The 19,841-nt window shown below is 57.5% G+C and carries 21 protein-coding genes and 1 pseudogene; 8 read left to right on the top strand and 14 right to left on the bottom strand.

The window, feature by feature from the left end:
• The 5 genes from ACEQWH_RS09150 to guaA all read right to left on the bottom strand — a co-directional run.
• Positions 1-871, bottom strand: an 871-nt coding sequence (locus ACEQWH_RS09150) for a DMT family transporter (protein ID WP_370230000.1), incomplete at its 3' end; no start/stop codon positions are given.
• Positions 868-1,203, bottom strand: coding sequence for a hypothetical protein (locus ACEQWH_RS09145; RefSeq protein WP_370229998.1), 336 nt, complete (start codon positions 1,201-1,203; stop codon positions 868-870). The genes ACEQWH_RS09145 and ACEQWH_RS09150, both read right to left, overlap by 4 nt.
• Before the next feature lie 57 nt (positions 1,204-1,260).
• On the bottom strand, positions 1,261-2,169 hold the full coding sequence (locus tag ACEQWH_RS09140) for an NAD-dependent epimerase/dehydratase family protein (protein ID WP_370229996.1): 909 nt from the start codon (positions 2,167-2,169) through the stop codon (positions 1,261-1,263).
• A gap of 24 nt (positions 2,170-2,193) precedes the next feature.
• On the bottom strand, positions 2,194-2,841 hold the full coding sequence (locus ACEQWH_RS09135; RefSeq protein ID WP_370229995.1) for a YdcF family protein: 648 nt from the start codon (positions 2,839-2,841) through the stop codon (positions 2,194-2,196).
• Positions 2,832-4,391 carry a glutamine-hydrolyzing GMP synthase gene (gene guaA / locus ACEQWH_RS09130; RefSeq protein ID WP_370229993.1) on the bottom strand — a complete coding sequence of 520 codons (1,560 nt, stop codon included), beginning with the start codon at positions 4,389-4,391 and terminating at the stop codon, positions 2,832-2,834. The genes ACEQWH_RS09135 and guaA overlap by 10 nt, the downstream gene beginning before the upstream one ends.
• A gap of 220 nt (positions 4,392-4,611) precedes the next feature.
• Here guaA and ACEQWH_RS09125 point away from each other — a divergent pair, with 220 nt between their 5' ends.
• Positions 4,612-6,156, top strand: a complete 1,545-nt coding sequence (locus ACEQWH_RS09125; RefSeq protein ID WP_370229992.1) for a trimethylamine methyltransferase family protein — start codon at positions 4,612-4,614, stop codon at positions 6,154-6,156.
• A 9-nt stretch (positions 6,157-6,165) separates the two neighbouring features.
• Here ACEQWH_RS09125 and ACEQWH_RS09120 read toward each other — a convergent pair whose 3' ends face one another.
• Positions 6,166-6,450: a DUF6477 family protein gene (locus ACEQWH_RS09120; protein ID WP_370229990.1), complete on the bottom strand. Its 285-nt coding sequence runs from the start codon at positions 6,448-6,450 to the stop codon at positions 6,166-6,168.
• A gap of 382 nt (positions 6,451-6,832) precedes the next feature.
• Between ACEQWH_RS09120 and ACEQWH_RS09115 the strand changes: the two genes are divergently transcribed.
• On the top strand, positions 6,833-7,768 hold the full coding sequence (locus ACEQWH_RS09115; protein ID WP_370229988.1) for a DUF6456 domain-containing protein: 936 nt from the start codon (positions 6,833-6,835) through the stop codon (positions 7,766-7,768).
• Between the two features lie 50 nt (positions 7,769-7,818).
• Here the strand turns inward: ACEQWH_RS09115 and ACEQWH_RS09110 are convergent, their stop codons facing one another.
• Positions 7,819-8,367 (bottom strand): peroxiredoxin, encoded by a 549-nt coding sequence (locus ACEQWH_RS09110; protein ID WP_370229986.1) that lies wholly within the window; start codon positions 8,365-8,367, stop codon positions 7,819-7,821.
• 217 nt (positions 8,368-8,584) lie between these two features.
• On the opposite strand from ACEQWH_RS09110, the gene lipA reads away from it, so the two are divergent.
• On the top strand, positions 8,585-9,538 hold the full coding sequence (gene lipA / locus ACEQWH_RS09105) for a lipoyl synthase (protein WP_370229984.1): 954 nt from the start codon (positions 8,585-8,587) through the stop codon (positions 9,536-9,538).
• A gap of 83 nt (positions 9,539-9,621) precedes the next feature.
• On the opposite strand, the gene ACEQWH_RS09100 is transcribed toward lipA, so the two are convergent.
• From ACEQWH_RS09100 to hpt, 3 genes are all read right to left on the bottom strand, one after another.
• Positions 9,622-10,500 carry a c-type cytochrome gene (locus tag ACEQWH_RS09100; RefSeq protein WP_370229981.1) on the bottom strand — a complete coding sequence of 293 codons (879 nt, stop codon included), beginning with the start codon at positions 10,498-10,500 and terminating at the stop codon, positions 9,622-9,624.
• Positions 10,501-10,506: 6 nt separating this feature from the next.
• Complete coding sequence (locus ACEQWH_RS09095; RefSeq protein WP_370229979.1) at positions 10,507-10,965, bottom strand: cytochrome c; 459 nt, start codon at positions 10,963-10,965, stop codon at positions 10,507-10,509.
• A 106-nt stretch (positions 10,966-11,071) separates the two neighbouring features.
• On the bottom strand, positions 11,072-11,614 hold the full coding sequence (gene hpt, locus ACEQWH_RS09090; RefSeq protein ID WP_370229977.1) for a hypoxanthine phosphoribosyltransferase: 543 nt from the start codon (positions 11,612-11,614) through the stop codon (positions 11,072-11,074).
• An 80-nt stretch (positions 11,615-11,694) separates the two neighbouring features.
• On the opposite strand from hpt, the gene ACEQWH_RS09085 reads away from it, so the two are divergent.
• Positions 11,695-12,138 carry a type II toxin-antitoxin system RatA family toxin gene (locus ACEQWH_RS09085; RefSeq protein ID WP_370229975.1) on the top strand — a complete coding sequence of 148 codons (444 nt, stop codon included), beginning with the start codon at positions 11,695-11,697 and terminating at the stop codon, positions 12,136-12,138.
• A 46-nt stretch (positions 12,139-12,184) separates the two neighbouring features.
• On the opposite strand, the gene ACEQWH_RS09080 is transcribed toward ACEQWH_RS09085, so the two are convergent.
• The 4 genes from ACEQWH_RS09080 to ACEQWH_RS09065 all read right to left on the bottom strand — a co-directional run bounded on the left by ACEQWH_RS09080 (position 12,185) and on the right by ACEQWH_RS09065 (position 15,621).
• Positions 12,185-13,366, bottom strand: a complete 1,182-nt coding sequence (locus ACEQWH_RS09080) for an ammonium transporter (RefSeq protein WP_370229973.1) — start codon at positions 13,364-13,366, stop codon at positions 12,185-12,187.
• A gap of 157 nt (positions 13,367-13,523) precedes the next feature.
• Positions 13,524-13,997 carry a CinA family protein gene (locus tag ACEQWH_RS09075; protein WP_370229972.1) on the bottom strand — a complete coding sequence of 158 codons (474 nt, stop codon included), beginning with the start codon at positions 13,995-13,997 and terminating at the stop codon, positions 13,524-13,526.
• Positions 13,994-14,482, bottom strand: a complete 489-nt coding sequence (locus ACEQWH_RS09070) for a phosphatidylglycerophosphatase A (protein ID WP_370229970.1) — start codon at positions 14,480-14,482, stop codon at positions 13,994-13,996. Before ACEQWH_RS09070 ends, ACEQWH_RS09075 begins: the two co-directional genes overlap by 4 nt.
• Positions 14,479-15,621: a bifunctional 2-C-methyl-D-erythritol 4-phosphate cytidylyltransferase/2-C-methyl-D-erythritol 2,4-cyclodiphosphate synthase gene (locus ACEQWH_RS09065; protein WP_370229968.1), complete on the bottom strand. Its 1,143-nt coding sequence runs from the start codon at positions 15,619-15,621 to the stop codon at positions 14,479-14,481. The genes ACEQWH_RS09070 and ACEQWH_RS09065 overlap by 4 nt, the downstream gene beginning before the upstream one ends.
• 159 nt (positions 15,622-15,780) lie before the next feature.
• On the opposite strand from ACEQWH_RS09065, the gene dusB reads away from it, so the two are divergent.
• The 4 genes and pseudogenes from dusB to ACEQWH_RS09045 all read left to right on the top strand — a co-directional run.
• On the top strand, positions 15,781-16,779 hold the full coding sequence (dusB, locus tag ACEQWH_RS09060) for a tRNA dihydrouridine synthase DusB (protein WP_370229966.1): 999 nt from the start codon (positions 15,781-15,783) through the stop codon (positions 16,777-16,779).
• Positions 16,776-17,855, top strand: coding sequence for a nitrogen regulation protein NR(II) (locus ACEQWH_RS09055; RefSeq protein WP_370229965.1), 1,080 nt, complete (start codon positions 16,776-16,778; stop codon positions 17,853-17,855). Before dusB ends, ACEQWH_RS09055 begins: the two co-directional genes overlap by 4 nt.
• Positions 17,856-17,858: 3 nt before the next feature.
• The gene (locus tag ACEQWH_RS09050; RefSeq protein WP_370229963.1) at positions 17,859-19,226 is read left to right on the top strand and encodes a response regulator; all 1,368 of its coding nucleotides are present in this window, start codon (positions 17,859-17,861) and stop codon (positions 19,224-19,226) included.
• Positions 19,227-19,329: 103 nt separating this feature from the next.
• Positions 19,330-19,841 (top strand): annotated as a pseudogene (locus ACEQWH_RS09045) (PAS domain-containing sensor histidine kinase); the annotation flags it as partial.

Here is a 19,841-nt window from a genome sequence, read left to right as displayed (position 1 = left end):
ACGACCGAGTCTGAGTGGCGCGCAATTGCAACAGTATGTTCGCGTAGTTGCCCGCGATACTCAACGAAGCGCCCACAATCAGCCAATTGTCGACGGATTCCCCATAAAAAACTGCCCCTACGACAGCTATTAGCGGCAGTCGAAGGAAGTCCACGGGGGCGACCAAAGACGGCGGCGCCAGCTGCAAAGCGCTGGTGATGCTCCAATGTGCGGTCAGTCCGGTGAGGCCGATCAGCAGAACGTAGGGGACAATCGACAAAGACGGCAGCGCGATATCGCCGTCATAACCGGCGCAGATCACCCCGAAAACGGCCTGCATGGTGGTCAGATAAAACAGGATCGTCAGCGTCGAATTGCGTTTGGTCAGATGTTTGGTGAACAGCATCGCGATCGCAAAGCCGATCGCAGAGCTGGCGGCGGTGACAAAGCCAAGGCCCATCGGAATAACACCGGGACGCGCGATGGCGAGGATGCCGAGAAAGCCGAGGGTTGCACACAAGAGGGTGGACAGGCTCCAGCGTTCCTTCAGGAAAATCGGCGCGAGCAGGATGACCCAGATGGGCGTTGTGAACTCGAGCGCGAAGACCTGTGCCAAAGGAATTGTCGCCAAGGCAAAGAACCACAGGTTCTGTCCGGTGAAATGCGCAACGTTGCGGCCCAGATGAAGGTGAAAATCGCGGCCCGTAATGTCGTTCCAGCGTTTGCTGGAGGTCAGGATCAGACATACGATGGCCACCCCCAGCAGGCTGCGGAACAACATGATCTCAAAGGTATCCAGTTCTGCACTGACCGTGCGCCCCGCAATCGCCATGACGGTGAAGGAAATCACAGACCCCAGCATCCAGAGGATGCCCTTGATGCCGTCGCTCATTCTACAACCTCGCAGCACCCGGTCAAAAGCAGGGGCGTTTGCCCGCGTTGTGTCAGGATGTCGACGGTGAAGGGGCCGGTTTCGCAGCTCGCCTTGTCCAGAATCGCGATGGCGGTGTCAAAGTCGCCAATGATCGGTTTCGCGCGGGGCCAGTCGCGGCCCTCGGCGATGGCCGTGTCGGGGATCTGAAAGGTGTTTTTGCGCTCGAAATCAAAGATTGCTTCGGATCCGTTGATTGTGAGTTCCCAGTCCGGATCGCTGCCTTTGCAGATATAATTGTCTGCAAGCGCTGGCGTGGCCAGCAGGCAAACGGCTAGGGTAATACGAAACATGGCGTCCTCCGATCTTGCGGGGACTGTGTCCAATTCTGGTGAAAAAGAAAAGTAAATTCAGCGTTTTGGTGCGCAGGCAGCCAATGCGTCTTTTGCAGAAAGAACTGGGGACCAACCGCATTCTGTCGGCGTGAAGCGAAGCGAGCGGTAGTACATGTCATATAGATAGGACCGTCGCATAGCCCATGCCCCCAGTCGCAGCACCGGGAATGGCGCGGGAAACAACAGGTTTGGGCGACCGTATGCGCGCTTTAGGTGACGCATCATTTCTGTCGTGCTGATGTCGTCATGATCGGTGGCGTGAAGCAACGGCGGCATATCGGGTGTTTGAACGCAGTGACGGATCAAATCCGCCAGATTTTGCACGGCGATCATGCTGCGCTGGTTGCGCACAAATCCAAAGGGCAGGGGAAAGGGCCCTTTGGCCATACGCAGCATACGTCCCCAAAGGCCAGGGGCATGTGGGCCATAAACCTGTGGCACGCGCAGAATGATCGTGCGCATTTTGCTTTTGCTAACATGGTCTTCGGCCGCCAGTTTGGCTTTGCCATAGGCTGTGGTCGGCGCGGTCGGCTGGTCCAGCTCAATCGGCGCGTCTTTTGCGTTGATCCCGTAGACCGCGATCGTTGAGAGGAAGATGAAAGTTTCGACCCCGGCCGCTTCGGCTTGCTGGATCAGGTCTGCAGTGCCGTCGCTGTTAGCCTTCATATGATCGGCCAGCTCCGTGGCCTTGTCTTCTTTGCCGTGAATGCGGGCGGCACAATGGATGACGGCCTTGGCGCCAGAGAGAACCTGACTATAGTCGCCCGGATTTTCCAGATCAAAACCATGCACCAACCCTTTGGTCGGCGTGCGGCACAGGCCCACCGGATACTCGCCAGCATGCGCGAGCGCGTGCATGACATGCGTGCCGATAAATCCATTGGCGCCCGTTACGACGATATGTGGTTGAGACGCGCTGCTCATGGTCACCTCAAGTTTTCTTTGACGCTACATAAGCCAGGCGGTGTTTTCCACGCCAAATCGGTTGGCAATCGACCAAAGCCCGCCGCGCATGGCGTTAAACCAAATTGCCAAGGGTTCACGCAAAAGCGCTTTTGGCCCCGGCCAGACCCAGGTCTCGCCGTCGCGCGCAGAAGAGGGCACAAGGATTAAAGTGTCATAGCCTGCCCAGCGAAAGCTGATCCAGCTGCGTGGCAAGTGGAAACTGTCGGTCACCAGAAAAACCGGCTGTGTGCTGTCGAGATGCGGCAATGAAAACAAAGCGTTTTGCAGGGTTGAGCGTGCGACGCGCTCTTCAATGACCTGCGTGTCCGCCACGCCATCCATACGCGCAACATCCGCCATCATCTCGGCCACGCTGGTCTCGATCTGGCTTGCGCCGGTCATCACGATCTGCTGCGCCTTGCCAGACAGTACAAGATCCGCGCAGGTCGTGGCGCGTTGGCGTGAGTAGTTGCCGATCGTGTTGTCTTTTTTATAGCCACCGCCAAGACAGACGACGGTATCGACTGCAGGTAGCGACGCCAAATTCGGGGTTGGCCACAGAAAGCTCCACCCCAGGACGGCAAGAAACGTGGCCGCATAGACGACCACGCCAAGGCGCAAAAGCCAGAAAGCCGCGTCTTTTATTCCCATTCAATCGTGCCCGGAGGCTTGGACGTGATGTCATAGGTGCATCGGTTGATGCCTTTGACTTCATTGATGATCCGGGTGGCGGTTTCGCCAAGGAATTCGTGGCTGAACGGATAATAATCCGCCGTCATACCATCCACCGAGGTAACAGCGCGCAACGCACAGGCATAGTCATAGGTCCGCCCGTCGCCCATCACACCAACGGTCCGAACTGGCAGAATCGCAACGAATGCCTGCCAGATGTCATCATAAAGGCCGTGCTTGCGGATCTGGTCGATATAGATCGCATCTGCTTCGCGCAGGATGTCCAACTTTTCGCGGGTGATCTCGCCGGGGCAGCGGATGGCCAGGCCCGGTCCGGGAAAGGGGTGACGCCCGATAAACGATGCTGGCAGACCCAGTTCGCGTCCAAGTGCGCGCACTTCGTCTTTAAACAGCTCGCGCAACGGTTCTACCAGTTTCAGCCCCATTTTTTCGGGCAGGCCACCGACGTTGTGGTGCGATTTGATTGTTACCGAGGGGCCGCCAGAAAAGCTCACGGATTCAATGACATCTGGATAGAGCGTGCCCTGCGCGAGGAACTCGGCACCCTCGATTGTATCTGCGTGTTTCTGGAACACGTCGATGAACAGTTTGCCGATAATCTTGCGTTTCGTCTCGGGGTCAGACTGGCCGTCCAGCTCTCCGAGGAACAGCTCTTGTTCGTCCGCGTGGATCAGCTGCATATTGTAGTTGTCGCGGAACATGGTGACGACCTCTTCGGCCTCACCTTTGCGCAACAGGCCGTGGTCGACGAAAACACAGGTCAGCTGATCGCCGATCGCTTCGTGAATCAGAACCGCCGCAACAGAGCTGTCGACGCCGCCGGACAGACCACAGATCACCTTTTTGTCGCCGACCTGTTCACGGATCTTGTCGACCATGATGTCGCGATAGGCGCCCATGGTCCAATCGCCCTGGAAGCCTGCGAGTTTGACGAAATTCTCATAGAGTTTCGCACCACGCGGTGTGTGGTGAACTTCGGGGTGGAATTGCACCGCGTAGAAGTTGCGCGAGACATCCGCCGTGATTGCGTAGGGCGCGTTCGGAGAGGTGCCGTAAACCTCAAAACCTGATGCGATTTCAGAGACATGGTCGCCGTGGCTCATCCAGACCTGCTCGTCGCCTTCGGTGAACCAGCCGTCCAAAATCGACAGCTCGTTCTGTGGCGTGACAAAGGCGCGGCCAAACTCGGCGGTGCCGTGGCCGCTTTCGACCTTGCCGCCCAACTGATGCATCATGACCTGTTGCCCATAACAGATCCCAAGGATCGGCACGCCATAATCGAAAATCTCTTGCGGCGCGCGCGGCGATCCCTCGCGGGTCACACTGTCAGGCCCGCCAGAAAAGATCACAGCTTTCGGAGCCATGTCACGGACCAGATCCATTGTGACATTCTGATAGGGGTGGATTTCACAATAGACGTTCAACTCGCGCAAACGACGTGCAATCAGCTGCGTCACTTGGCTGCCAAAGTCGATGATAAGCAGGCGGTCGTGGGATGTCTCTGTCATGTGCGCCGCATAGGCGAAAACCCTTTAAATCGCAAGCGGGCATTCCTGTTCCAGAGCGAGTCACAATGAAAAAATGACCGACTCCGCAGTTCAGCTGCGTTCGCGACGTCAATTCCTGCGGGAATGTCGCTTTTTTCGGCAAATAGCCGCAATTCCTCGGTGGGCCCCTGCGTGGCGTGGCTAGATTTGAATAAATGTAACGCCTTTGGGTGAGGAAAATATGGCCGAAGCAACATCTCGTCGTCGTAGCCGTGGAGGCGGAGGCGCAGCCCGCCGGGCAGAACGTGGCTCGATCAAGATCGAAACCGCAAAATACATCGAACGCAACATTCCGTTGTTTGAAATTCTGACGGAAGAGGCGCTCGAGATAATCGAGACCAATGCTGAAACCATTCTCGAAGAGGTGGGCGTCAACTTTGTCGACAACCCAGCAGCCCTAGACCGTTGGCGCGACGCAGGGGCGACGGTTGAGGGCGAGCGCGTGCGTATCCCCCGCGGTTTGGCACGCGAACTGTGTAAAACTGCGCCGTCGTCGATCACGCAGCACGCCCGTAACCCAGAGAAATCTGTGGTGATCGGAGGCAATTCGCTAGTTTGCGCGCCTGTCTATGGCCCTCCATTTGTGCGGGATCTGGAGGGCGGTCGTCGTTACGCGACGATGGATGATTTCCAGAAGTTCGTGAAACTTGGCTATATGTCCAAGTATCTGCACCACTCGGGTGGCACGGTGTGTGAGCCAACCGATATTCCGGTGAACAAACGCCACCTGGACATGCTGCTTGCGCATATGACGCTGAGCGACAAACCTTTCATGGGCTCTGTGACAGAACCAAGCCGCGCGCAGGATTCCGTGGATATGGCGGGGATCCTGTTTGGTCAGGACTTTGTTCAGGACAACACCGTGATGACCTCGCTCATCAACATCAACTCGCCAATGACCTTTGACGATGTGATGATGGGCGCGCTTGAGGTGTACGCCAAGAACAACCAAGCCTGCATCGTGTCGCCCTTTATTGTCGGCGGCGCCATGGCACCGGTTTCTGTGGCTGGCACCTTGACGCAGGTTATGGCCGAAGTGCTTGCCGGCATCGCCTATAGCCAGCTTATCCGCAAAGGCGCGCCAGTTATTTTCGGCGCCTTCGTGACCTCGATCGACATGGGCTCCGGTGCCCCAACCTTTGGCACACCCGAAGCCAGCCAGATCCTTTATGGCGCAGGCCAATTGGCGCGGCGCATGGGTCTGCCGTTCCGCTCTGGTGGCGGGCTGTGTGGGTCGAAACTGCCAGACGCGCAAGCTGCTTATGAAACGGCGCATACGCACAATGCCGCCCTGCTTGGCGGCGTGAACTTTATGCTGCACAGCTGTGGCTGGCTTGAAGGTGGGCTTGTGTCCTCGTTTGAAAAGTTTGTCATGGATGCAGACCAGCTGGGCATCCTGCAAAAAATGGCCGAAGGCATCGCAATGGATGAAAACGGCCAAGGCATGGACGCCATCCGCGAAGTCGGCCCTGGCGGGCACTATCTGGGATGCGGACACACGCAGGCGAACTTTAAATCGGCCTTCTGGCGGTCTGAACTGCTGGACTATAAGCCGTTTGAAACATGGGAAGAAGAGGGCGCGCGCGACACCCAAACCTTGGCGGCCAATCGCGTCAAACTTCTGTTGGACAACTATCAAAAGCCAGCCATCGATCCCGCTGTGGAAGAGGCATTGAACGAATATGTTGCCAAAAAGAAAGCCTCGATGCCCGACGCCTTCGTCTAGGCCAAGACATCACTGTTGCGAAGCGCGGAGGATCTGCGCTTCGCCGATCAGCGCGATCAGAATGTCCAAATGACGCGCCACTGAATATTCCGCCATTTCAGCCAAACGCTGTTCATTGCTTTTGTGTTCCAACTCTAAAAGCTGCGCCAAAAGCGTTGCGTTCTTGTGCGGCAGAGTTTCCCCGAAAAACCGTCTTAGATGCACTTTGCGCTGATAAGACAAAGCCGCGTCTTTGGCGGCGCGCACCAGGATTGCCGGGCGTTTCAGGGCGGTGATTTGTTGTAACACGTCCATCGAATATCTCTGTTTGTGGATTCGCAGACGAGGATGTCACAGCCTTTTGTGGTGTTGCGTCCGCCAAAAGCACCGTGCGGGCGGGTCAATTACTGTTTACCAAATAGAAACAATGATCGGCCTTGCACGCTGATATTAACGCGTCGGTAACCAATGCTGCCTAGCGTGTGGATAAATCCGGGGACAAATTTGCGGATAAAAAGGGCAGTACTGTGTACCTTCCGTGGGGTATTTCAAAATGTCGGAGAGGATAACAGATCAAAGCCTAAGCAGCATTCCCACCTGGGTGCCTCCCTATGCGGTACGCTACTTGGCCCATACAGAAAAAGGCGTTTCAATTCGTGAGCTTGCGCGGAGCTCAAATTGCCATGCCTCAACCATCATGCGGCAGATACGTCGGGTAGAATCGCGCAGGGATGACCCCCTAATTGATGCGGCTTTGGCCGCCCTAAGCGCCAAGGTTTCACCGCGTCCGTTGATGGCGCGACCCAAAGAGGGGGCAGCCCAGTCCGAAGACAGCACTGATCCACCCGCCAGCGATGAAACGCTTGAGGCGGCAGCGATTGAAATTCTGACTAGCTTAAGTCACGCAGGCGCTCTTTTGGCTGTTGCGCCGGATTTGGACAAAGCGGTTGTGATCCGCGAAGGCCTTAACGGCAAAACCGATCGCACCGCCGTCACGGATCGCGCAATTGCCGAAGCCATGGCGCTGAAAGACTGGATCACGTGCAAATCCAACGGCCGCGTGGCGCGCTATGTCATCACTCCAGAGGGGCGCACGGCCCTGCAGTCTATCTTGGCGCGGCGCGAAAATTCCGCAACAGGCCTGTGCGATGAGGCCGATGGCCACAGAACCACCAGCACCACGGCTGCGCGCGTCAGGTTCCACAGCTCGGAGGGGCCGATGGCTGTGCTGGCGCGGCGGCGCGACAAAGACGGCGTGCCCTATCTGTCAAAAGATCTTGTCAGGGCAGGCGAACGGCTGCGCGAAGACTTTGAACTCGCGCATCTGGAACCCGGAGTGACACAGGATTGGTCGCGGTTTCTCGCACCTGCGACGGCCTCGTCACCAGCCCCAAGCCCCATGCGCGGGCCCTTGGCAGCGCGTGCGCGCGTCTCGGCCGCACTCGAGACATTGGGCGAAGGGTTGTCGGACATTGCCTTGCGGTGCTGCTGTCATATGCAGGGCATGGAGGCCACAGAAAAGCACCTGGGCTGGCCTGCGCGGTCAGGCAAAGTGGTCTTGCGGATCGCGTTGATCCGTCTGGCCGAGCACTATCGCACCTGCGACCCCGAAGTCGGCGACTTGATCTGGTAACGCAAAAGGCCCGCGACAGTCGCGGGCCTTTTTCTTTTAGGTACAGATGCTTACGCTGCGACTGTTTCCACTTTGGCCTTCAGGTAGCCCAGCACATTTTCTGGCGCGCTTTCGCCATAAGGATCCTCTGGGTGGTTGTCATCACGGCCAGGCTCTTCGAACCATGCCTCGACCACACCATTGTCAACCACGGCCGCATACCGCCAAGAGCGCATCCCAAAGCCAAGGTTGTCTTTATCAACCAGCATGCCGACCTTGCGCGTGAACTCGCCGGATCCGTCAGGAATAACAGCAACGTTTTTGATGCCCTGCGCTTCGGCCCATTTGTTCATCACAAAGGAATCGTTCACGGACATGCAATAGATCGCGTCGATGCCTTCGGCTACGAAATCGTCAAAGCCGTTTTCAAACCCAGGCAGCTGATAGGTCGAGCAGGTCGGTGTGAACGCGCCAGGCAAGGAAAACAGGACAACGCGTTTGCCAGCGAAATAGTCCGCTGTGGTCACATCCTGCCAACGGAACGGGTTTGGACCGTCGATAGAGTCATCGCGAACGCGGGTGCGGAAAGTGACATTGGGGAGTTTTTGTCCGGCAAACATAGTGGCCTCTGTAAGTTGGTTATTTCAGCCGCGCGGCATAAATTGATTCCCAAATGGCTTCAACAACATAGCGCCTGTGGGTATGGAGCATCGCAAAGCCATTCTCGCGATCGCAGCATGTGCAACACGGGGCAGGTGTCGGCCCAACGCTAGCTATTGCGTATATTGCGTACTATGTTAGCACTTCAGCCGCTTGCATTTATCAGAGGAAAGCCGCGTGAGAGACCTAAAGATCCCCGAGCAACGCCATCCTGAAAAAGCCCACCGGCCGGACAACGCCCAGCCGCGAAAGCCAAAGTGGATCCGCGTCAAAGCGCCCACCGGCGAAGGGTATAACGCCACCAAACGCATCATGCGGGAGCACAATCTGGCAACCGTCTGCGAAGAGGCTGCGTGCCCGAACGCCGGCGAATGCTGGAGCCAGGGGCACGCCACCATGATGATCATGGGCGAGGTCTGTACGCGGGCCTGTACCTTCTGCAATATCGCGACCGGCAAACCACCCGAGGATCTGGATCCATTTGAGCCCGGCCGCGTCGCGGATGCGGTGCAGAAACTGGGTCTGAACCATGTGGTGATCACGTCGGTTGACCGCGATGACATCGAAGACGGCGGCGCCGAGCATTTTGCCCAGACCATCCGTGCCATTCGCCATCGCAGCCCGGGCACGACAATTGAAATCCTGACGCCGGATTTCATCCGCTGTGATCCTTCGGTGCTGAAAATTGTCACCGATGCAAAACCGGATGTGTTCAACCACAACCTTGAAACGGTGCCGGGCCTTTATCCCGAGGTCCGTCCCGGCGCGCGCTATTTCCACTCACTGCGTCTGTTGCAACGGGTGAAAGAGCTGGATCCTGAGATCTTTACTAAGTCAGGCATCATGGTTGGGCTTGGCGAGGACCGGCAGGCCGTGATGCAGGTCATGGAAGACATGCGCGCCGCCGATATCGATTTCCTGACGATCGGCCAGTACCTGCAGCCGACTCCAAAGCACCACGCGGTGGACCGGTTTGTGACACCAGAAGAATTCGAGCAATACGAGAAAGCGGCCTATGGCAAAGGCTTCCTGATGGTCTCGGCGACCCCGCTGACCCGCAGCTCTTATCACGCGGGCGACGACTTTGCGCAATTGCGCGAAAACCGCTTGGCGAAACTGGCACGCGCCTAAGACGCGCAGGCTAGGGCCGTTCTTTTTCTCTTGCTAAAAATATCCCCGCCGGAGGCTCTTAACAGGGCCTCCGGCGGAACTGTCTATGGCAGGGATGCGACATAGGCAGCAATTGCGTCCCGATCAGAGGTCGGAAGTTTTGACATGTTTTCAACTACATGAGCCATAGCGCCGCCGGCGCTGTCAAAGCTGGGTGTAAATCCGCTTTCCAGATAATAGGCCACGTCTTCGGCGCTCCAATCCAATGCAGAGGGGGTGATGCCGGGCACTTTGCCTTCGCCTGGCAGAACCGATCCAGTCAGCCAGGCTGACCGGTTCAAACCGCCAAGCGCATTTCTGGGAGTGTGGCATTCACCGCAGTGGCCTAAGCCCTCAACCAAATACCGGCCCCGTTCCAGTTCCGGTGTCGCCACGTCCGTCACGACCCAGTCCTTGCCCGCAAACAGCAGTTTCCATCCGCCAAGCGCGCGGCGATAGCTAAAGGGAAAGCCGACGTCATGTGGCAGGTTCGCTTCGCCCGAGGGTGGCAGCGTGTCCATGAAGGCTTTCAAATCCACCAAATCCTGTGGCGTGATCTTGGCGTAAGACACATAGGGGAAGGCCGGATAATAGTGTTTTCCGTTTGGTGACACGCCATTCTGGACCGCATTTGCAAAGTCTTCGATCGACCAGCCCCCAATCCCGGCGACCGTATCTGGCGAGATATTGGGGGCGTAGAACGTGCCAAAATCAGACGCGAAGGCTTGACCGCCCGCCAGTACCGGAGCGTCGCCGATTTCGCCGCCTGGGGCGATATGGCATGACGCGCAGCCTGCCGCGTGAAAGACGTCTTTGCCATGCACGGCATCCGGTGTCAGGCGGTCAAATTGCGCGACATCCACCTGCGCGGGTCGCGTGACAAAGAAAAAGATGGCCAGCCCAACAAGGGCCAGCACACACAAAAGACGCAACAGGCGTTTCATCGTTGGTTAGCGACCCCGATAGGCTTTGTGGCAGGCCCCGCAGGTGCCGCCAAGGTCACCCATTGCGGCGCGCAGCGACTCCAGATCCGTGCCTGCCGCGGTCGCCATATTGGCCGCAGCTGTTGTTACCGCCATGGATTTCGCGCCAACGTCCGCGAAATTCTCCCAGATCGCGGCCTTGGCACGAGTGCCTTCAACGCTGTCCATATCAGAGCCCTGCGGCCACAGTGTGGCGCCGCTGATCGAGGCGACGGCCAGCAGGCTGTCTGCCGCGGCCTGTGCTGCCTCGGCGTTATATTCTGTGTTGCCCCGTGCCATACCACCCAGCACACCTAAATAATGCGCATAAAGCTGCATCTGTCCTTGGCGTGCTTTGATCGCACCTGCGATATGTCCGTCCGCAAAGCTTGCGCCTGCGGCCATCGTCGCCATCAATGTCAGGGAAGTAAGTAGTCTTTTGGCCATGGGAAACACTCCTGCTAATAACTTTACTTGCAGTCAGTGTAGCGAGGCTGGTTAAGATTTGGGGCCTATCGGCCCCAAATTGCTTCACGATTTCGTGAGAAACGGCCTACGCGTCGACGAAACGGACTTTACCAATAAAGGGCAGATTGCGATTTCGTTGTGCATAATCAATGCCATAGCCCACAACAAACTCGTCAGGGATTTCAAACCCAACCCAATCTGCGCGCACGTCGGCTTCGCGTCGGCTGGGTTTGTCGAGCAGGGCGATGGTTTTCATTTTGTGCGGATTGCGGTTCTGCAAAAAGCGCGAGACATGATACAGCGTGTGGCCAGTGTCCACGATGTCTTCGACAACCAGAACATCGCGGCCCTCGATCTCGCCGCGCAGATCCTTCAGGATTCGCACTTCGCGGCTGCTTTCCATGGAATCCCCATAGGACGAGGCCTCAAGGAAATCGACTTCGACAGGCAGGTCCAGCTCGCGCACGAGGTCCGCGATGAACACAAAGGATCCGCGCAAAAGGCCAACAACCACAAGCTTGTCTGTGTCCGCAAACTCGCGTCGAATTTCGCTGCAAAGCTCTTCGATACGTGCGTCAATACTTTTGGCCGAGATCATTTTGTCGATCACATATGCTGGCTGTGTCATGCTGCCCCCTTGAATTTCCGCGCCAACAATACGAAATGGGCGCGGAGTATCAAGGTCAACCGAGCGGTCAAAACTAGAAAATGCCACGACATTCTGAAACCAGAGTTCTGCCGTACACTGCGGCGCAAATGTATGACTTGGTGGCGGATGTGGCGTCTTATCCGAAATTCCTGCCTTGGTGCGCGGCCGCGCGCATACGGTCCCGTACGCCCGAAGGGGACGCGGTGGTGATGCTGGCGGATCTGGTGATCTCTTTCAAAGTGTTTCGCGAAAAGTTCGGGTCACGTGTCACCCTGTTTGATGCCGAGAAGTCCATTGATACAGAATATCTTGACGGCCCATTCAAATATCTGAAATCCACATGGAATTTCAAAGATGTAGAGGGCGGATGTGAAGTGGCGTTCTTTGTGGATTTCGAGTTCAAGAACGCGATTTTGCAAGGCGTGATCGGCGTGGTGTTCAACGAGGCGATGAACCGGATTGTGCGCGCCTTCGAGACCCGCGCGGCGGAGCTTTACACATAAAAAAGGCGCCCTTGCGAGCGCCTTTTCCAAGTCTATCTAGCCCTGATTACGACCGAATGTCGTAGGCGCGCTCCCCGTGATGCGCGAGGTCAAGACCTGTGTTCTCGGCGTCTTCGTCAACACGCAGTGGTGTGATCAAGCTGACGACTTTGACCAGCACGACCGTGACCACCAGCGTGAAGACACCTACAATCGCGAGCGACCCGAGTTGCGCGGCAAACCCGGCCTGGCCAAAGACGGCGATCATGATAGTCCCAAAGATCCCGCCAACACCGTGCACGGCAAAGACATCAAGCGTGTCGTCGATCTTGAGCGCATTGCGCACAAGGTTGACGGCTTCTTGACAGAGCACGCCTGCGACAGCGCCGATGATCAGTGCTTCGACGGGGCCAACAAAGCCAGAGGCCGGAGTGATGGACGCCAGACCCGCGATGGTGCCGGTGACCAGACCGACCAGAGAGGCCTTGCCGTATTTGAATTTCTCCCACAGGGCCCAAGTCAGGGACGCCGTTGCCGCAGAGATATGCGTGACCGTCAGGGCCATCGCAGCGCCGCCATCGGCCGCAAGCTGTGAGCCGCCGTTAAAGCCGAACCAGCCCACCCAAAGCAGGGCCGCGCCGACCATCACCATCCAAGGTGCGTGTGGCGGGGTGGTATTGTTTTTGCGTGCACCCAGCATAACGGCAATCACAAGGGCCGCGATGCCTGCGGTTTCGTGTACCACGATGCCGCCTGCAAAGTCGCGCACGCCGCTGTCGCCAAAAATACCACCGTCCGCAAGAAAGCCACCGCCCCAGACCCAGTGAACCACCGGTGCATAGCAGATCAGCATCCAAAGTGCAGAAAACAGCAGGACAAAGCCAAATCCGATGCGTTCGACATAGGCGCCGACGATCAGCGCCGGGGTGATGATTGCGAAGGTCATCTGGAAGGCAAAGAAAAGAACCTCGGGCAGGGTGCCAGACAGGCTGTCCGTGATGACGCCCGACAGGAACATCTTGTCCAGACCACCCCAATAGCCAGATGTGCCGCCGCCAAAGGCGATGGAATAGCCCGCGACCAGCCACAGCACGCTCATCAGGCAGGCGATGGCATAGCAGTGCATAAACACGCTCAGTACGTTGCGCGCCCGCACGAGGCCTCCGTAGAAAAGTGCCAGTCCAGGCAGTGTCATCATCAGCACCAATGCGGTGGCGACGATGATCCAGGCGGTATCCGCTCCGTTCATGATAGTCCCCTTATCAACTTTCGATCAGTTGATCGGGTCAAAGCGGATGCGGGGTGCAAAACAAAGAGGCAGTTAGGTTAAAGCTGGCTAAATTATATGCGTTTTTTGGTTTGATTAATTTTTGTGCGGTTATTCGGTTGGTGTGGTTAAATATTGGTCACACCTGTGATGTGGCCGATATAAGCAGGCGCAGCGCATGGTCGCGCGCTGACTGACGCACATTTTTTCGCCCGATTGCCCCAAATTCAATCGTTTCCGTAAGGGTCTCTGTTTGCAAAGTGATGCCAAAACAGACGCGCCCTTCGGGTTTGAACTCGGATCCGCCCGGTCCGGCAATTCCGGTGATCGAGACCGCAATCTGTGCCGCGCTGTTGCGTCGCGCGCCCTCGGCCATTTCGCGCGCGACTTGCTCTGACACAGCGCCATGGGCTGAGAGCGTGTCAGGCGAGACGCCCAGCATCTGGGTTTTTGCCGCATTGGTATATGTGACAAACCCCCGATCCAGAATGGCCGAAGACCCGGCAACGTCGGTGATGGCCGCAGATACCATTCCACCCGTGCAGCTTTCCGCCGTGGCAAGCTGAACGCCCTTGGCTTTGGCCAGGTCCAAAAGCTCTTCTGCCAGCGTCACAGGATCACCATGTGATAAAAGCCGCCCAGAAGGGTGACGGCGATGGCCGCGAACACGCCGGCGATGACGTCATCCAGCATGACGCCCAATGCGTCGCCGCGTCTGTCTGCCCAGCCGACCAGCCACGGCTTCCAGATATCGAACAAGCGAAAGAACAGAAATCCCGCGATCCAGCCGGGGTACATCGCTAGAGCGGGCAGGCCCATGGACCAGCTGCCATAGCTGACCACGAAAAGCGCAATCCACTGGCCCACAACCTCGTCGATTACAATTTCGCTTGGGTCGTGGTTGCCGCCGCCACGTGTCATGGCCGCGGTTGCCCACCAGCCAAGGCCAAAGACGACAACCGTGGCCACGGCCAACGCAGGAAAGCCGCCGAATACCTGAATAGCCAAGGCCAGCAGTACGCCTGCCAGTGATCCCCAGGTGCCGGGGGCAGGGCGCAGGTATCCTACATAAAAGACGGTTGCGATGAATTTGCTCATGGTTTCACCAATGTGGCTGTCGCCAGCGCAGCAATGCCTTCTTCGCGGCCGGTAAAGCCAAGGCGCTCGCTGGTGGTGGCTTTGATGCTGACGCGGTCAGAGGGCAGGCCCATCAGATCCGCCATGCGTGCAATCATCTTTGCGGCGTTCGGCCCGATTTTAGGGCGCTCGCAGATCAGCGTGCAATCGATGTTTGAAATCGCAAAGCCTTTGCTGCGCGCAAGCTCTACGGCGTGCTTGAGAAAGATGGCGCTGTCGGCGTCTTTCCACTCCATTTCGCTGGGTGGGAAATGACGCCCGATGTCGCCTTCGGCCAGCGCGCCATAGATCGCATCGGTCACGGCATGCATTCCGACATCGGCGTCTGAATGTCCCTTTAGGGCGTGCGAATGAGGGATCGTCACCCCGCACAGCACCACATGATCCCCATCTTCAAAGGCGTGCACGTCAAATCCGTTGCCCAGTCTAATATCCATAGTCCCTCGCAAAATGCGTTCCGCGCGGGCGAAATCCCCGGGCGTTGTAATTTTCAGATTGGCTTCGTCACCCTCGGTGATCGTCACGTCCACGCCCGCGACGCGCGCAACTTCGACGTCATCCGCGGCTTGCCCCTGAAAGCTATGGTGCGCCGTCAGGATGGTCTTGAAATCAAACCCTTGCGGGGTTTGCGCGCGGTAAAGTCCACTGCGGTCCTGCGTGCCAGTGACTTTGCCATCCGCGCCCCGCCAGAGCGCGTCGGTGACGGCGATAGCTGGTGCGGCGGCTTTGGCGTTTTTCAGCGCCGCAAGCACGTCTGAGATGACCTGCTGCGAGACAGTCGCGCGGGCGACGTCGTGGATCAGCACATGGGTGACATCCCTGCCGACCAGCGCCTCGAGTCCATTGCGCACCGAGGCATCGCGGGTTGCGCCGCCGGGCACGGTTTCAACGCTCAAGGTGCTGTAGTGCTCTGTGTCATCAGGATGCACCACAAGCAATGTGTCGTCCACGTCAGGATGTGCGCGAAAGGCTGCAAGGGTCCAATCCGCGACCCGATGGCCCGCCAGCGGATGCCATTGCTTTGGCAGCTGGCCACCCGCGCGCGTGCCGCGACCTGCGGCGACGATTAGGGCGACGGTTTTTTGATGCTGCTCACTCATGCGATCTGTCTAAGTCTAGATCAGGCTTTACGCAATCAACTGGGTTGAGTTGCTTAAAAAATAGGCACATGCTTAAATTGAAGCCAAAATACCCGCTCGATTCATTGTGGAGTCAGGTGTTTCCGAATATTTTCAAGCCGCTGCACAAGGAATACGCATGTGAGCATACGACTCAATGACATTGTTCTGGACCCGCCAGTGTTTCTGGCGCCTCTGGCCGGAATCACAGATCTGCCCTTTCGGGATCTGGTTGCGCGCTTTGGTGCGGGTCTTGTCGTGTCGGAAATGATCGCGTCCCAAGATTTGATCAATGCAAAGCCAGGCGTGCGCGAAAAAGCCGAGCTTGGCTTTGGGGTTGCAGGAACGTCTGTTCAGATCGCGGGCTGTGAGGCCTATTGGATGGCCGAGGCCGCCAAGATGGCCGAAGCAAATGGCGCGCGGATCATTGATATCAACATGGGATGCCCCGCGAAAAAGGTCACAAGCACCAGTGGCGCTGGCGCCTCAGGCTCTGCGCTGATGCGCGTGCCAGAGCTGGCGATTTCGTTGATCGAAGCGGTTGTCGAGGCCGTAGATGTTCCAGTGACCCTGAAAACCCGCCTTGGCTGGGACGACGACATGCTAAACGCGCCCGAACTGGTGGCGCAGGCCGAGGCCGTCGGGATCCAGATGGTCACAATTCATGGGCGGACGCGGTGCCAGTTTTACAAGGGCTCTGCCGATTGGCGCGCGATTGCGCGGGTCAAAGAGGCGGTCAGCATCCCTGTCATCGCCAACGGAGACATCGTCGACAGCACCACCGCCAAAGCCGCCTTGCAACACTCCGGCGCGGATGGCGTGATGATGGGGCGGGGTGTGCAAGGGCGTCCTTGGCTTCCGGCGCTTGTGGCATCCGAGGTCTTTGGCTCGGCTGCACCAGAAATCCCGGATGAAAGCGCATTTATTGACATGGTTTCAAACCATTACGAAGCCATGCTTGGGTTTTACGGTGTGCCGTTGGGGCTGAAAGTCGCGCGCAAACACCTGGGTTGGTACATGGACGTTGCGACCTGCGAAAAAACTCTACGAACCGCTGTTCTTACAGCGAAATCGCCAACTGAAGTCTTGCGTCTGCTGCCAGACGCACTGGCCTCTGGGCCAGAAAGGAGCGCCGCGTGATCTCGAATTCGACACTCTGGGCGTCTTTGCCGATTCCGGCCATTCTGGTGGATAAGGAAGACTGCATTCAGGATGTAAACGGCGTGGCGGAAGTCTTTCTGAACGCCTCGTCCAAGTCGATCAAAGGCACGCCTGTGTGGGACCGCATAGCCGTTGACGCTCCGCTCGAGCAGGCTTTTGCACGGGCAAGAACGCAGAATTCGTCTTTGTTCGTTAACGACGCTGACATCGGATCAGGCAATGCGCCGCCAATTCAGTGCAACCTGCAAATCGCGCCAATGCAAGGATCAGACGGCGACATGTTGTTCCTGTTTGAACCTCAGGAACTGGCAAGCCGCGTGTCGATTTCCGAAAGCGTGAAGAACGCCGCAAAGTCGGCCATCGGCATGGCCGAGATGCTGGCGCATGAAATCAAGAACCCTCTGGCGGGCATCACAGGGGCGGCGCAGTTGCTGTCGATGAATCTGAAGCCCGAAGATCTGGAATTGACCGATCTGATCGTCGAGGAAAGTCGGCGCATCGTGAAACTGCTGGAGCAGGTCGAGCAGTTCGGCAATCTTCAGCCCCCGGCGCACGACGCAGTGAATATTCATGATGTGTTGGACCGCGCCCGTCGGTCTGCCTTGCTGGGCTTTGGGGCGCATATGAAGATCATCGAAGAATATGACCCCTCGTTGCCCTTTGCCCTGGGTGATGGCGATCAGCTGTTGCAGGTGGTCTTGAACCTGTTGAAGAACGCATCGGAAGCCGCTGGAAAGTCAGGGACAATCCGCCTGAAATCTTATTTTGAGCACAGCTTCAGATTGCGGCGCAATGATGGGTCTGGCCAATCCCTGCCGCTCCAGATCGAAGTGATCGACGATGGCCCCGGTCTGCCGCAGGATCTGCAGGGCGACATCTTTGATCCTTTCGTCTCGGGCCGCGAGAATGGCACGGGGCTTGGCCTGGCCCTAGTAAGCAAAATTATCTCTGACCACGGCGGCTGGATCACAGTTGACTCTGTTCCTGGAAAGACGGTGTTCCGCATCTCTTTGCCGCGCGCCCCTAAAAACCTCATTCCTGCAAAGGAGACTTAAGCCATGGATGGAACCGTCCTTGTTGCTGATGATGACCGCACGATCCGCACCGTTCTGACCCAAGCGCTGACGCGGGCGGGTTGCAAGGTACATGCCACCAGTTCTTTGACCACGCTGATGCGATGGGTGGGCGAGGGCAAAGGCGACGTGGTGATCACGGACGTGATGATGCCGGATGGCAATGGGTTGGAAATGCTGCCCAAGATTTCAGAAGATCGCCCGCAATTGCCGGTGATCGTGATCTCGGCGCAAAATACAATCATGACCGCGATTCAGGCAGCCGAGGCCGAGGCATATGACTATCTGCCCAAGCCGTTTGATCTGACCGATTTGATGAAACGCACCGCCAAAGCGCTCAGCGAAAAGCGCCGTGCGGCGACAGCGCCGGCCGTCGATGATGCAGAGCGTCCGGACGAGCTGCCTCTGGTGGGGCGGACGCCGGTCATGCAGTCCCTCTATCGCCTTGTTGCGCGGGTGATGAACACGGATCTGCCAGTTCTGATTTCGGGCGAATCCGGAACCGGTAAATCCCTGATTGCTAGAGAAATTCACGATTTCTCGGATCGGCGCACGCTGCCGTTCATCACCGTGACCGCGCCTGACCTGTCTGACCTTGAGGGGCCAGCCCGCGTGCTTGCCCGTGCCAAAGGCGGCACTGTGGTCTTTGACGAAGTCTCAAATCTGGACAGTGAAACGCAGGCCCGCGTGGTGCGCATGATTGACAACCCCGGGGAGCACAACCCGCGGTTCATGGCGACAAGTCAGGTCAATCTGATGGATGCGGTCGAAAAGGGCACGATGCGGCAGGATCTGTTTTATCGTCTCAGCGGGGCCAGCCTTGTTGTTCCGTCTCTGCGCGAGCGTGTGGATGATATTCCGCTGCTGGTGGATTATTTTCTGGCGCGTCTGGAACGTGATGGCGCATCGATGCGGATCTTTTCTGATGATGCGCGGGAATTGTTCCGCGCCTATAGTTGGCCCGGCAACGTGCGTCAGCTTGAGAATGCGGTGAAACGGCTGGTGCTGACCGCGCGGGGCGAGGAAATCTCTCGCTCGGAAGCGGAAGCCGTTCTTGGAACCCAACCCGAAGCCGTACCCTTGCTGAGCGGTGGCGAAAGCGAAAAGCTGTCAGGGTCCGTTGCACGTCACCTGAAGCGTTATTTCGATCTGCACGGCAATATGCTGCCGCCTCCAGGATTGTACGGGCGGATTCTGAAAGAAATCGAGCTGCCGCTGATCGAAATCGCCTTGGATGCGACAGGTGGCAATCAGGCAAAATGCGCTGATCTTTTGGGGATCAACCGGAATACCCTGCGAAAGAAAATCACCGATCTCGATATTCACGTGACACGACGCCGGAAGTTGATGTAAAACGGCCACAAGGCGTGGCAATTGGGGCGCACAGCCCTTTTTGACCACATAATTTGGCGGTGTGTCGCAGTGCGATCACAGCATCTGGTGAGGTTGGCCCTTGGTGGCACGTGCAAATGCGACACATTGGTTGCGCTTTCTGCGGCTGCGCAGACAGCGCCGTGCGCAGAATATTGCCACCTTTGGCGTGGTCTTTATGGGCCCGATCCTGGCCATCGCCACGTTCCTGATCTTTGGTCCGTTTGACCAAGGGGCCTCCACCACATCGCTGCGCGCTATTTTGCTGACAGACCTTGTGTATGTGTTGGCCGTGGCTGCGCTTGTGATGCAGCGGCTGGTGCGGATCCTGGCGTCGCGGCGCTCGCGTTCGGCGGGCTCCAGGCTGCACATGCGATTGACCGGTGTGTTCGCGCTGATGGCGCTTGTGCCTGCCGTGACGGTGGCGATTTTCGCGGGTCTGACGATCAACATCGGTATGGAAGGCTGGTTTTCTGATCGGGTGAGCCGTGTGATCGGCAATTCCGTGGCCGCCGCTCAGGCCTATGAGGCAGAACACATCAAGGATCTTGAGACAGACGCCGGAACAGTCGCGGATTTTCTGAACTCGGTTCAACG

It is taken from the genome of Cognatishimia sp., from assembly GCF_964229375.1.
Classification (GTDB): domain Bacteria; phylum Pseudomonadota; class Alphaproteobacteria; order Rhodobacterales; family Rhodobacteraceae; genus Cognatishimia.
The sequence above is the reverse complement of the archived record's forward strand: the minus strand, read 5'-3'. Positions and strand labels throughout refer to the sequence as shown.